At 67.2% G+C, this 13,042-nt stretch carries 14 protein-coding genes; 10 read left to right on the top strand and 4 right to left on the bottom strand.

Annotated features, from left to right (window positions below):
- Positions 1-40: 40 nt before the first annotated feature.
- The 5 genes from ACILR9_RS10470 (at position 41) to ACILR9_RS10450 (ending at position 4,887) form a co-directional block, all read left to right on the top strand.
- Entirely contained in the window at positions 41-919 is an 879-nt protein-coding gene (locus tag ACILR9_RS10470) for a branched-chain amino acid ABC transporter permease (protein WP_395709860.1), read from the top strand.
- Positions 916-1,872, top strand: a complete 957-nt coding sequence (locus ACILR9_RS10465) for a branched-chain amino acid ABC transporter permease (RefSeq protein WP_395709859.1) — start codon at positions 916-918, stop codon at positions 1,870-1,872. The genes ACILR9_RS10470 and ACILR9_RS10465 overlap by 4 nt, the downstream gene beginning before the upstream one ends.
- Before the next feature lie 223 nt (positions 1,873-2,095).
- Positions 2,096-2,869, top strand: coding sequence for an ABC transporter ATP-binding protein (locus ACILR9_RS10460; protein ID WP_395709858.1), 774 nt, complete (start codon positions 2,096-2,098; stop codon positions 2,867-2,869).
- A complete protein-coding gene (locus ACILR9_RS10455) occupies positions 2,856-3,563 on the top strand; it encodes an ABC transporter ATP-binding protein (protein ID WP_395709857.1) in 708 nt (235 codons plus the stop codon). The genes ACILR9_RS10460 and ACILR9_RS10455 overlap by 14 nt, the downstream gene beginning before the upstream one ends.
- Positions 3,564-3,570: 7 nt before the next feature.
- The gene (locus ACILR9_RS10450; protein ID WP_395709856.1) at positions 3,571-4,887 is read left to right on the top strand and encodes an NtaA/DmoA family FMN-dependent monooxygenase; all 1,317 of its coding nucleotides are present in this window, start codon (positions 3,571-3,573) and stop codon (positions 4,885-4,887) included.
- 45 nt (positions 4,888-4,932) lie between these two features.
- On the opposite strand, the gene ACILR9_RS10445 is transcribed toward ACILR9_RS10450, so the two are convergent.
- The 4 genes from ACILR9_RS10445 to ACILR9_RS10430 all read right to left on the bottom strand — a co-directional run bounded on the left by ACILR9_RS10445 (position 4,933) and on the right by ACILR9_RS10430 (position 8,544).
- A complete protein-coding gene (locus ACILR9_RS10445; protein ID WP_395709855.1) occupies positions 4,933-6,462 on the bottom strand; it encodes a DHA2 family efflux MFS transporter permease subunit in 1,530 nt (509 codons plus the stop codon).
- Positions 6,463-6,465: 3 nt separating this feature from the next.
- On the bottom strand, positions 6,466-7,593 hold the full coding sequence (locus tag ACILR9_RS10440; protein ID WP_395709854.1) for an HlyD family secretion protein: 1,128 nt from the start codon (positions 7,591-7,593) through the stop codon (positions 6,466-6,468).
- Positions 7,586-8,053 carry a MarR family winged helix-turn-helix transcriptional regulator gene (locus ACILR9_RS10435; RefSeq protein ID WP_395709853.1) on the bottom strand — a complete coding sequence of 156 codons (468 nt, stop codon included), beginning with the start codon at positions 8,051-8,053 and terminating at the stop codon, positions 7,586-7,588. Before ACILR9_RS10435 ends, ACILR9_RS10440 begins: the two co-directional genes overlap by 8 nt.
- Positions 8,054-8,343: 290 nt before the next feature.
- Positions 8,344-8,544: a heavy-metal-associated domain-containing protein gene (locus ACILR9_RS10430; protein WP_395709852.1), complete on the bottom strand. Its 201-nt coding sequence runs from the start codon at positions 8,542-8,544 to the stop codon at positions 8,344-8,346.
- A 67-nt stretch (positions 8,545-8,611) separates the two neighbouring features.
- Here ACILR9_RS10430 and trpD point away from each other — a divergent pair, with 67 nt between their 5' ends.
- From trpD to lexA, 5 genes are all read left to right on the top strand, one after another.
- Positions 8,612-9,625: an anthranilate phosphoribosyltransferase gene (trpD, locus tag ACILR9_RS10425; RefSeq protein ID WP_395709876.1), complete on the top strand. Its 1,014-nt coding sequence runs from the start codon at positions 8,612-8,614 to the stop codon at positions 9,623-9,625.
- Positions 9,622-10,422 carry an indole-3-glycerol phosphate synthase TrpC gene (trpC, locus tag ACILR9_RS10420; RefSeq protein WP_395709851.1) on the top strand — a complete coding sequence of 267 codons (801 nt, stop codon included), beginning with the start codon at positions 9,622-9,624 and terminating at the stop codon, positions 10,420-10,422. The genes trpD and trpC overlap by 4 nt, the downstream gene beginning before the upstream one ends.
- The gene (moaC, locus tag ACILR9_RS10415; RefSeq protein ID WP_395709850.1) at positions 10,419-10,901 is read left to right on the top strand and encodes a cyclic pyranopterin monophosphate synthase MoaC; all 483 of its coding nucleotides are present in this window, start codon (positions 10,419-10,421) and stop codon (positions 10,899-10,901) included. Before trpC ends, moaC begins: the two co-directional genes overlap by 4 nt.
- Positions 10,901-12,115 (top strand): gephyrin-like molybdotransferase Glp, encoded by a 1,215-nt coding sequence (gene glp / locus ACILR9_RS10410; protein WP_395709849.1) that lies wholly within the window; start codon positions 10,901-10,903, stop codon positions 12,113-12,115. Before moaC ends, glp begins: the two co-directional genes overlap by 1 nt.
- Before the next feature lie 130 nt (positions 12,116-12,245).
- Positions 12,246-12,986: a transcriptional repressor LexA gene (gene lexA / locus ACILR9_RS10405; protein ID WP_395709848.1), complete on the top strand. Its 741-nt coding sequence runs from the start codon at positions 12,246-12,248 to the stop codon at positions 12,984-12,986.
- The last annotated feature ends 56 nt before the right edge of the window (positions 12,987-13,042 follow it).

Genomic DNA, 13,042 nt, shown 5'->3' with positions numbered 1-13,042 from the left:
CGGCGAAGCCGGGGAGGAGTATGAACTCCGGACCCAATCCTTGTCCCAGCAATTCCTCCAGCTCGTCGTGAGCGGCCTCGCGGTCGGGTCGGTCTATGCGCTGGTCGGGCTCGCCTTCATCATGGTGAACGAGGCGACCGGCGTGGTGAACTTCGCGACCGGCCAGATGGTGGCGATCGGCTGCTTCCTCGCCGTCTCGACCAGCCTGCAGATGAACCTGCCATTGGCGCCGGCGTATGCCATCGCGCTGGCGGCGATGGCGCTGTTCGGGGTGGCCTTCTACGCCGTCGTCTTCCGGCCGCTGCAGGACCGGCCCGTGGTCACCGTCATCATCGGCACGGTGATGATCGGCATCGTCATCCAGAACGCCGCCCTCATCACCTGGGGCTCGGTGCCGTTCCGGCCGCGCTCGCCGTTCGGACGGCAGGTCATCGACGTCTTCGGTGCGGCCCTTTCGGCCCACGCGCTGTTCGTGATCGTCGTCTCGTTCCTGATGATCGGCCTGCTCTACCTGTTCATCTACCAGACGGCGATCGGCGCGCGCATGCGGGCAGTGGCGCAGGATCGCGACGCGGCGCGGCTGATGGGGATCGGCGTCGACCGCATGTTCGTGCTGACCTGGATCATCGCCGGCCTGCTCACCGGCGCGGCCGGCATCCTGGTCGGGCCGATGTGGTTCGCCGACGTCAACATGGGCGATCCGATCGCGCTGAAGGCCTTCGCCGCGATCATCATCGGCGGCTTCTCCAGCGTGCCGGGCGCCATCGTCGGCGGCATCCTGGTCGGCTTGGCCGAGATGCTGGGCGCGGCCTACATCTCGTCGACCTACAAGGACGGGCTGGTCTTCCTGGTGATGATCCTGTTCCTGCTGGTGCGGCCGCAGGGCATCTTCGGCGAACGCATCGGCCAGCGCGCATGACCGGCCGCCGCCTTCCGCCCGGCCTGATCGCGGCCTGCCTGGTCTTCCTGGCGGCCCTGGTCCTGCCCGCCTTCATCAGCGGCTACGGCATCCGCATCCTCAACCTGGCGCTGATCGCCGCCATCGCCGTGATCGGGCTCAACTTCGCGTTCGGCTATGCCGGCCTGATCACGCTGGCGCAGGCCGGTTTCGTGGGCTGCGGCGCCTATATCAGCGCCATCCTGTCGACGTCGGTGGGGCTCACGCCCTGGCTCTCGATCCCGATAGCGGTCATCGGGACCGGGATCGTCGCGGTCGCCATCGGATTGCCGATGCTGCGCCTGAAAGGCCATTACCTCGCCCTGGCGACGCTGGGATTCAACGTCTCTTTCGTCATCGTCGCCACCAACTGGAAATCGGTGATGGGCGGCACCGACGGCATTTCCGGCATCCCGCCACTTGCCCTGCCCGGCTGGGCGTTGGGCACGGATCATCGCTATTTCTATGTACTCTGGGCCGCCCTGGCGGTCGCCACCTGGTGCGCCTGGCGCATTCGCAACTCCCATATCGGTCTGGCCATGATCGCGGTCCGCGACGACGAGATCGCGACCGGCGCGGCGTCGGTCGGCGTCACGCGCATCAAGATTCAGGCCTTCGCCCTCTCCGCCGTCTATGCCGGCCTGGCCGGTGCGCTGTTCGCCCACATGACCAACTTCGTGGCGCCGGACGATTTCGCCCTGAGCCACTCGGTCATCTACCTCGCCATGCTGATCATCGGCGGCGAGGGCTCGATCCTGGGCGCCATCGGCGGCGCCATCATCGTCACCTTCATGCCCGAGCTGATGCGCGACCTCGGCACCGCCTACCTGATCGTGTTCGGTGCCCTGATGCTCCTGATCCTGATCTTCCTGCCCAAGGGCCTGCTGAGCCTGGTGGGGATGGTCGGCCAACGGCTGAAGGCGACGGGACGATGACGAATGTGGTTGTCATTGCAGGGGGCGCGCCGCGCCGCGGCGCTCTTCTTCTCCTCCCCAGCTTCGCTGGGGAGGTGTCGCGTCATACGCGACGGAGGGGTCATGAGCCTCAGGCTCAATCCTCTCCCATGATTCATGACCCCTCCGTCCGCGAAGACGCGGACACCTCCCCAACTTCGTTGGGGAGGAGGGGAAGAGCGCCACGCAGTGGCGCGCTCCCGGCATGAGCACCATCCTGGCCATCGACGGACTGTCGCGCAGCTTCGGCGGCGTGCACGCCGTCCGCTCCGTCTCGCTCGACATTCCGGCCGGGCGCGTCTTCTCGGTGATCGGTCCGAACGGCGCCGGCAAGACCACGCTGATCAACGTGCTGACCGGCATCCTCGCGAGCTCGGGCGGCAAGGTGCGGTTCGAGGGCCGCGACATCACCGACGCGCCGGCCCATCGCGTGGCGGCAGCGGGCATGGTGCGCACCTTCCAGAACGGCCGCCTGTTCCAGCGCCTGACAGTGCTCGAGAACGTGATGGTCGGCGCCCATCATCTGCTGCCGCAATCGGTCTGGTCGGCGATCGTGGGCGGCGTCCGCCAGCAGATGGACGAGATCCGCTCTCGCGCCACCGCGCTGCTCGCCACGCTGGGCCTGGCCGACGACGTCGACCGCCTGGTCAGCGCCCTGCCGTATGGCCGCCAGCGCATGGTCGAAATCGCCCGCGCCCTGATCTCCAAGCCCAAGCTGCTGCTGCTCGACGAGCCGGCGGCAGGCCTCAACTCGGGCGAGGTCGAGCGGCTGCGCGAGATCCTGGAAGGCCTGCGCGCCCAGGGCCTGACGCTGCTGCTGGTCGAGCACAATATGGGCCTGGTGATGCGCGTCGCCGATCGCATCGCCGTGATCAGCTTCGGCGAGAAGATCGCCGAGGGCACCCCCGCCGAGGTTCGCGCCGACCCCAAGGTGCTGGAAGCCTATCTCGGCCACGGATACCGCCATGCTGAGAATTGAGCAGATCGGCGTCGCCTACGGCGCCATCGAGGCGCTGCACGGCGTCTCGCTCGAGGTCGCCGAAGGCGAGGTGATTGCCCTGCTGGGCGCCAACGGCGCCGGCAAGACGACGCTGCTGCGGACCATCTCGGGATTGCTGCGGCCGAAATCGGGCGCCATCCGCTTCGAAGGCGAGGCGCTGGGAAACAGCTCGGCCGAGGCGCGCGTCAAACGCGGCATCGCCCATGTGCCGGAAGGTCGCCGCATCTTTCCCGGTCTCACGGTGCGCGAGAACCTCGACGTCGCGACCACCGTGTGGCGCCGCCGCGGCATGAGCGCCGCCGCCGACCTCGACAACGTCTTCGCCCTCTTCCCGCGCCTCGAGGAGCGGTCCAGCCAGCTCGGCTGGTCGTTGTCGGGCGGCGAGCAGCAGATGCTCGCCATCGGGCGCGCCCTGATGGCGCGACCCAAGATGCTGCTGCTCGACGAGCCGTCGCTCGGCCTGGCGCCACGCCTGTCGGAGGAAGTCTATCGGCGCATCGCCGACATCAACGCCAAGGGCGTCACCGTGCTGCTCGTCGAGCAGAACACGGTGCTGGCCTTGGAGGTGGCAAAGCGCGCCTATGTGATCGAGAATGGCCGCATCGTGCTGGATGGTCCCGCGCGTGAACTGGCCAACCACCCTCGGGTGCGCGAGGCCTATCTGGGAGCGTAGCAGGGTCGTGACCGCAAAGCCGTTTCATCTCGCGTGGTTTCTCCAAGGGTCGAGCGCCCAGGCGTGGGGCGAGCCGTGGACCGGGCACATCGGCGAGAGCTGGATGATGCCCGAGCTGTTCCTGAACATGGCGCGGTCGCTGGAACGGGCATGCTTCGACTACATCCTGCTGGAGGACTCGTCCTACGTCGGCGAGAGCTTCGGCGGCTCGACCGAGATCTACCTCAAGAAGGGCATTGCGGTGCCGCGCCAGGACCCCTCGGTCGTGGCGGCGCTGATGACCCAGGTGACGTCGCGCATCGGCATCGTGCCGACCTTCGGCACCTATGCCTATCACCCCTATCTGCTGGCCCGCCTGGTGGCGACGCTCGACCAGGTGTCGGGCGGCCGCATCGGCTGGAACGCGGTGACCGGCAGCTCCGACTTCGCGGCAATGAACTTCGGCATGCAAGGCATGCCCGAGCATGACCTGCGCTACGACATGGCCGACGAGTACATGGAGGTCTGCCGCGGCCTGTGGGGCTCGTGGGAGCCCGGCGCGATCGTCGCCGATCGCAAGAACGGCGTGCTTGTCGATCACACCAAGGTCCACGCCGTGAACTACAATGGCAGGTTCTTCCAGACCCGCGGACCGCTCAACTCCGGGCCGGCGCCGCAGGGCCAGCCGGTCATCGCCCAGGCCGGCGGCTCGCCGCGCGGCCGCAAGTTCGCCGCCGCCCACGCCGACACGATCGTGGTCCATGCCAAGGGCATCGAGGCGATGCGCGCCTATCGCGACGACGTGCACAAGCACATGATCGCGCAGGGCCGCAAGCCGTCGGACTGCAAGATCCTCTTCCTGATCAACCCGATCCTGGGCGAGACCATCGAGGAGGCGCAGGAGCGCCGACGCAAGCGGGCGTGCCTGGCCATCGAGCACACCGACGAGCGCCTGGCGCATTTCGGCAAGGTCACCAACATCGATTTCGGCAAGTTCGATCTCGACAAGCCGCTGCCCGATCACGTGACGACCAACGGCCACCAGGCGAACCTCGACCAGTTTCGCAAGATGGCGAACGGCCGGTCGATTCGCGAGACCATGGCCAGCTTCAACGCCGTCGACTATTCGGTCGAGCTGGTCGGCACACCCGACTCGGTCGCGGCGCGCATGGGCGAGGTGATGCAGGAGGTCGGCGGCGACGGCTACCTGTTCGCCATGCCCAACGTCAACCGCCGCACGCTGGCCGAGATCGAGGACGGCCTGGTCCCTGCCCTGCAGGATCGCGGCCTGGTGCGCAAGGCCTACGAGCACGCCCAGTTTCGCGACAATCTGCTGGCGTTCTGATGCTGGGACCGCGCCACGCCAGGGGCACGGTCCCAGCGCATGAATCTACTCCAGGATCGCCGTCTCGCCCTTCTGTGCCGTGGCGCGTTTCAGCAGGAAGATGAGCGGCAGCGCGGCCAGCGCCACGATCATCATGAACTTGAAGTCGTTGGCGTAGGCCACGACGGTGGCCTGCTTCGTGACCTCGGCGTTGAGCGCCGCCCGGCCGACCGTCGTCGCCATGTCCCAGAAATGGCCGACCGCGCTCAGCGCGTCGTTGAACGGCGTGACGTGGCCGGCCAGCTCGGCGTGCACGATCTGCGTGCTGCGGGTCAGCAGGAAGATCACCAGCGAGATGCCGATGCTGGAGCCGATGTTGCGCACCAGGCTGTAGAGCGCCGTGCCCTGGGTGCGGAAGGCACCCGGCAGGGTCGCGAAAGTGATGGTCGAGAGCGGCACGAACATGAAGCCGAGCCCCATCCCCTGCAGCACGCCGGTGCGGATCAGCGTCCACTCCGAGACGTCGGGCGTGAAGCGCGTCATCTCCCACAGCACCTGCGCCGTCAGCAGCAGGCCGGCTCCCAGCAACACGCGCGGATCGAGTCGGTTGATGAGCCGCCCGACGATCATCATGGCCACCATGGTGCCGATGCCGCGCGGCGCCAGCACCAGGCCGGCGGTGATCACCGGATAGCCCATCAGGGTCTGCAGGTACGGCGTGATCAGCGCCAGCGACGCCAGCAGGATGATGCCGACCACGAAGATGAAACAGAGCCCGATCGTGAAGTTGCGATCCTTGAAGATGTGCGGATCGATGAAGGGCTGGTTCACCGTGAAGGTCTGCACCAGGAAGAGATAGAAGGCGAGTGCCGCCAGCACGGCCTCGATCACGATCTCGGTCGAGGAGAACCAGTCGAGCTGCTCGCCGCGGTCGAGCATCATCTGGAACGAGCCGATGGCGATGCTCAGCATGGCGAAGCCGAACCAGTCGAAGCCGCCCCGGCTCGTCCTGGTCTCCGGCAGGTAGCTCGACAGGCCGAGGAACGTCAAGATGCCGATCGGCACGTTGATGTAGAACACCCAGCGCCAGTTGTAGGCCTCGGTCAGCCAGCCGCCGAGCGTCGGACCCAGGATCGGGCCGACCATGACGCCTATGCCCCACATCGCCATCGCCGAGCCATGGCGCTCGCGCGGATAGGTGTCGAGCAGCACGGCCTGCGACAGCGGCACCAGCGAGGCGCCAAACAGGCCCTGCACCAGCCGGAACAGCACCATCTCCGGCAGGCCCATCGCCAGGCCGCACAGCACCGAGGCGCCGGTGAAGCCTGCGACCGCGATCAGAAACAGCCGCTTGCGGCCGAGCCGCGCCTCCAGGAAGCCGGTGATCGGCGTCGCGATCGCGGCGGCGACGATGTACGAGGTCAGCACCCAGTTGATCTGGTCGGTCGTCGCCGAGAGCGAGCCCTGCATGTAGGGCAGCGCCACGTTGGCGATCGTCGTGTCGAGCGCCTGCATGATGGTGGCCAGCATGATGCAGACCGTGAGCAGCGCCGTGTGGCGCGGCCGGGCGCCGCCTGGGGAAGCGACGGCGGACATGGTCTACAGCCCGATGAACTGCCGCGCCGTATCGACGAGGTCGGCGAGCTGGCGGCGATGGCCGGTGTCGATCTCGACGGTGGCGCTCATGCCGGTGCGCAGCGGCGGCGCGTCGGCCGGTATCTGCACGGCGAGCCGGATCGGCACGCGCTGCACCACCTTCACCCAGTTGCCGGTGGCATTCTGCGCCGGCAGCACGGAGAACTCCGTGCCGGTCGCCGGCGCCAGGCTGGTCACCGTCGCCTGCCACGTCCGGCCGGGATAGGCGTCGATGGTGACGACGGCCGGCGCGCCGGGCTTCAGGTAGGTTAGATCGGACTCCTTGGGGTTGGCCTCGATCCACACATCGGCCGAGGACACCAGGCTGAAGGCGGCCTGCGAGGCCGGCAGGTACTCGCCGACCTGCAGGGAATCGACGTTGGTGACGATGCCCGGCATCGGCGCCTGCACGGTCGTCCGCGCGAGATCGCGCCGGGCCTTGTCGACCTGCGCCTGTGCGGCAAGCCAGGTCGGGTTGCTCTCGACGGGCGTGTCGACGCTGCCGCCGAGCTGGGCCAGCGTCGCCTCGGCGTCGTGCTGGACCATGCTGACCCGCTCGCGCGCCGTATCGAGATCGCGCTTGGCCTGATCGAAGGTCGCCTGGGCCGACACGCCGCGCTTCAGCAGATCCTGCTGGCGCTGGAAAGCGGTCTCGTAGAAGGCAACGTCGGTCTTTGCCTGCTCGACCTGCGCCTGCTTCTGAAGATAGGTCGCGCGCAGCGTGGTGAGCTGGTTGCGCACGGCGCCGAGATTGGCCTCGGCGCCGGCAAGCGCGATCTGGAATGGCTCGGGATCGAGCGTGAACAGCACCTGCCCCGTCCCGACCGGCTGGCTCTCGTGCACCGCGACCTTCGCCACGATGCCGGAGACGTCGGTTGCGACCGTGAGCTTGCCGGCATGGACGTAGGCGTTGTCGGTCGACACGTAACGGCCGCCCGTCAGGTAGAGGGCGAGCGCGCCCGCCAACACCACGACCGGACCCGCCGCGAGCAAAAGACGCCGCAGCGTCTTGCGTTGCCGCAGCTTGGCCAGGGTCGATGCCGCGACCTCGTCCGCATGGCCGAGCCGGCGGAAGAAGTCCCTGTTAGCCATTGTTCGCTCTCCTTTCACCGCTCTCGCCGCCAGACTTGGTCAGCAGATTGGATTTCATGGCGGAGAGGATCGCCAACAGGCGATCACGCTCCGCTTCGGGCACGCCTTCCAGGGCCTCGCTTCGGGTGGCGGCGCCGATGGTGAAGATGTCGCCCAGAAGCGGATGGGCGGTTTTCGTGAGATGCAGCAGCCGGATGCGGCGATCCGTCGGATGGTTGCGCCGCTCGACCAGGCTGGCCTCCTCGAGCCGATCGAGAATGCGCGTCAGGGTGATCGGCTCGACTTCCAGGATGTCGGCGAGCGCGCTCTGCTGGATGCCCTCGTTACGCGCCAGATGGGCCAGCACTTGGCACTGCGAGCGCGTCAGGCCGAGGCCGCGCGCATTCTGCTCGAAACGCTTGCGCATCAGGCGCGCCACGTCGTGCAGCAGAAAGCCGATATTCCGTTCAGGCAGTTCCATCAATCGATCTCCTAAGCACGGCTAAAATAAGCATGCTTATGAAATCGACAAGGGCTTCCTCGGAAGATTCACAATTTTCTCTAACGTATTGGAATTATTCGAGTTTAGAGTTGAGCGGATTCAACCTCATGTCATCCTGAGCGTAACGAACGATCTCATCGCCAGAAGCGTCAAAACACGTTTGTGGCCAATGGCGATGATGTCCTTCGCTTGCGGCGCTTGCTCCGCAAGCGCCTTGCTCAGGACGACAGAGAAGTGGTCCCCCTCGGACGAGGTCCGGAGATTTCGCTCTAAGGCGCGACACCGAAGCCGGCGCGCTGGATCGCCTTGCTGATGGCAGCGACGTCGGCGCCCTCCGGCAGGCGCATCTCGCCGCTCTTGAGATCGACGGAGATTGGCGCCGTGCCGGCGCCCGTGGCGGCACGGGTGACGGCCTTGACGCAGCCGTCGCAGTCCATGCCGGTGACCTTCAGGATGAGTTCTCGAGCCATGTGATATAGCTACGCGCCCGCCGGCCTCGCCGGCAAGAGCCAAATAGGAACCCCGGTGAGCGGCGACATCGACGATTTTCGGAAACTGCTGGCCAAGGTCGGCAACGGTGAGACGCTGGCCATCGACGAAGCCGAGCGGGCCTTCGACATCATGACCAGCGGGGATGCCACGCCGGCACAGATGGGCGCCTTCCTCATGGGGCTGAAGGTGCGCGGTGAAACGGCCGAGGAACTGGCCGGCGGCGCCCGTGCCCTGCGCGCCAAGGCCCATACGATCCGCGCCCCGGAAGGCGCAATCGATATCGTAGGCACCGGTGGCGACCACCACGGCACCTATAACGTGTCCTCCTGCTCGGCGTTCGTCGTCGCCGGCGCCGGTGTGCCGGTCGCCAAGCATGGCAATCGCGCTTTCACCTCCAAGTCCGGCGCCGCCGACGTCCTGGCGGCCCTGGGCATCGGACTAGACTTGCCGCGGGAAAAGTTGGAACGGGCCCTGGTCGAGGCCAACATCTGCTTCCTGATGGCACCCCATCACCATGGAGCGATGCGCAACGTCGCCGGCCCCAGGGTCGAGCTGGCGCCCAACCGCACGATCTTCAATCTTCTTGGCCCGATGTCGAACCCCGCCCTGGTCAAGCGCCAGCTGGTCGGAGTCTTCGATCGCCGCTGGCTGAAGCCGGTCGCCGAAGGGCTGGGCCGGCTCGGCCTCGAGCGGGCGCTGGTCGTGCATGGCCAGGACGGCATGGACGAGATCACCACCACGGCCGCAACCTGGGCGGCGTCCCTCGAAGACGGCAAGGTCAGCGACATCGAAATCGCCCCGGAGGACATCGGCATCCGTCGTCCGGCGATGGCCGAGCTGAAGGGTGGCGACGCCACTCACAATGCCGAGGCCATCAAGAAGGTGCTGGCCGGCGAGAGGACCGCGTTCCGCGACATCGTCGTGCTCAACAGTGCGGCGGCCCTGATGGTCGCGGGCAAGGCTCACGACCTGAAGCAGGGTGCCGCACTTGCCGTCCAGTCGATCGATTCCGGCCGCGCCGCGGCCGCTCTCGCCACTCTCCAGAGGATTTGCGCATGAGCGACACGCTCGACGCCATTGTCGCCGACAAGAAGAGGCACGTGGCCGCGTGCATCGCGCGCCGGCCACTGGCCGACGTCGAGGCGCGCGCCAAGGCCGCCGATGGGCCGCGCGGCTTCGCGAAGGCGCTCAAGGCTGCGATCGACGCAGGCTGCTACGGCCTGATCGCCGAGATCAAGAAGGCCTCGCCCAGCAAGGGCCTGATCCGGCCGGATTTCGATCCGCCGTCGCTCGCCCGCGCCTACGAGCGCGGCGGCGCCGTCTGCTTGTCCGTCCTGACCGATGAGCCCTACTTCCAGGGCAAGGACGAGTTCCTGACCCAGGCCCGCGCCGCCTGCCGGCTGCCCGCGCTGCGCAAGGACTTCATGATCGATCCTTATCAGGTGCCGGAAGCGCGCGCGCTGGGCGCCGATTGCATCCTGCTGATCATGGCCTGCCTCGACGACGGCTTGGCGGCGGAGCTCGCCCGCCTCGCCCATCGTTGGGGCATGGACGTGCTGGTCGAGGTCCACGACGCGGCCGAGCTCGACCGCGCCTTGCGCATCGACAGTGATCTTGTCGGTGTCAACAATCGCAATCTCAAGACTTTGGCGGTCGATCTTGCGATCACCGAGCAGCTTGCGCCGCACGTACCGAAGGACCGTGTGCTGGTGGCGGAGAGCGGGCTGGGCTCGCCGGCCGACCTGCAGCGCATGGCCAGGGCCGGCGCCTCGGCTTTCCTGATCGGCGAAAGCTTCATGCGCAAGCCGGACGTCGAGTTGGCGGTGCGGCAGCTGCTTGCGCGCGAGGCGGCATGAGCCGCAAGACGCTCACCCACTTCGACGACACCGGCAATGCCCGCATGGTCGATGTCGGCACCAAGGATGTGACCGAGCGCGTCGCCGTGGCGCGCGCCAGCGTCATCATGCAGACGGCTACCCTGAAGCTGATTGCCACGAAGAAGGCCGCCAAGGGCGACGTCCTCGCGGTGGCCCAGCTCGCCGGCATCATGGCGGCCAAGCGCACGCCCGACCTCATCCCGCTCTGCCATCCGCTGGCGCTGAACTCGGTCGACGTGCAGCTTTCGATCGACACGAAGCGAAAGGCGGTCGACATCGAGGCAACCTGCAAGCTCAAGGGCCGCACCGGCGTCGAGATGGAGGCGCTGACGGCGGCCTCGGTCGCCGCGCTGACCGTTTACGACATGTGCAAGTCGGTCGATCGTGGCATGGTGATCTCAGACGTCCGGCTGGTGCACAAGTCGGGCGGCAAATCCGGAACCTACGACGCACCCTGATGCTTTCCGTTCGCGACGCCCATGCCCGCATTGTTGCGGCCTTCGATGCCCTGCCGGCGGAGATGATCTCGGTGGCCGACGCCGCCGGCCGCGTGCTGGCTCAGCCGCCCCGCGCCCGCCTGACCCAGCCGCCGGCCGACCTGTCAGCGATGGACGGCTATGCCGTCCGGGCCGAGGACATTCCGGCGGCGCCGACGGCGCTCAAGCTTGTCGGCGAAGCGCCCGCCGGCGGTTCCTACGATCATGCGCTCGGTCGCGGCGAGACGGTGCGCATCTTCACCGGCGGCCCGCTGCCGATGGGCGCCGACTCGATCGTCATCCAGGAAGACACCAAGGCCGACGGCCAGACCATCACCATGCTGGAAGCCCCGCGCGTCGGCCGCCATGTGCGCAAGGCCGGCCTGGACTTCACGGCGGGCGATCAGCCGTTCGCGACGGGGCGTATCCTGACCGCGCGCGACGTGGCGCTGGCGGCGGCCATGAACGTGCCGTGGCTGTCGGTCCATCGCCGGCCGCGCATCGCCATCCTGTCGACCGGCGACGAGCTGGTGATGCCGGGCGAGCCGGTCGGCCGCAACCAGATCGTCTCCTCCTCCGGCATCGCCGTGGCGGCGCTGGTCCGGGCATGGGGCGGCGAGCCCACCCTGTTCGACATCGCCCGGGACGATGCGAAGCTGATCGAGGATCGCATCGCCGCCGGAGCGCAGCACGATTTGCTGATCACCCTGGGCGGCGCCTCGGTCGGCGACCACGATCTCGTCCAGGACGCCTTGAAAGCCCAGGGCTTCGCCATGGATTTCTGGCGCATCGCCATGCGCCCGGGCAAGCCGTTGATGTTCGCCGCGCGCGACCGGGCGCGCGTGCTCGGCCTGCCCGGCAACCCCGTCTCGACGATGGTCTGCGCACTGCTTTTCGTGAGACCGGCAATGGAACGGATGCTCCGCCAAGCCGGCGACCCGGTCACAACCACGACGGCCCGGCTCGCTGTGGACGTGAAAGACAACGACCAGCGCGAGGACTATGTGCGCGCCAAGCTGACGCGCGATGCCTCCGGCGGCCTGGTCGTGGAACCTCATCCGGTCCAGGACAGCTCGATGCTTTCGGTCCTCGCGTGGTCGTCCGCCCTGCTGGTGCGGCCACCGCACGACCCGGCGCGCAAGGCGGGTGCCGAAGTGCAGGTGATCGACTTTACCGCGTTGCCAGGGCTGTACTGATCCACCCCCGCTATCCACACCCTGTTGTCAGGCAGCCAGAAAACTTGACCGCGAATCGGAACTAAACTAGAACATGTGCCTAGTTTCAGGATTTGTTCCGAAATCTTGTAGCCTGGTTGGGGAGAACACGGTGCTTACCCGCAAGCAAAATGAACTGCTGATGTTCATCAACAAGCGGCTCAACGATGACGGCGTGTCGCCATCGTTCGACGAAATGAAGGAAGCGCTCCGGTTGAAGTCGAAGTCCGGCATCCACCGACTCATCACCGGTTTGGAGGAGCGCGGCTTCCTGCGTCGCCTCCCGCATCGCGCGCGGGCGCTGCAAGTGCTCAAGCTGCCCGATGCCGCCGCGATGCCGGCAATGAACGTGACGCCGCTGATTTCCCGCGGCGGCATGAGCGAAGGCCGCGAGGCATTCGTTCCCCAGGTGATTCGTAGCGAGCGCCTCCCGCTTGCGGGCGCCATCGCGATGGCCCACGAGGCCCAGGCGCTCAGCCTGCCGCTTTACGGACGGATTGCTGCCGGCACGCCGATCGAGGCGCTGCGCGACAATTCCACAACGGTCGACGTGCCAATGGCGCTGCTGAGCGCGGGCGCGCACTACTGTCTCGAGGTGCAGGGCGATTCGATGATCGAGGCCGGCATCCAGAACGGCGACATCGCCATCATCAAGAGCACCGACACGGCCGAGAGCGGCGACATCGTCGTCGCCCTGATCGACGACACCGAGGCCACCCTGAAGCGCCTGCGCAAGAAAGGCGCCTCGATCGCCCTCGAGCCCGCCAACTCGACCTACGAGACGCGGATCTTCGGTCCTGACAGGGTCAAGATCCAGGGCCGGCTGGCCGGCCTCTACCGTCGCTACCACTAAGGGCGATCACCGGCCGTGGTCCGCGGCAGCGCGGCTGGGCATCGACGGTCGAGAGC

This window comes from Reyranella sp. (assembly GCF_044224635.1).
In the GTDB taxonomy this organism is placed as follows: Bacteria; Pseudomonadota; Alphaproteobacteria; order Reyranellales; family Reyranellaceae; genus Reyranella.
This window is presented reverse-complemented; position numbering and strand designations above follow the sequence as displayed.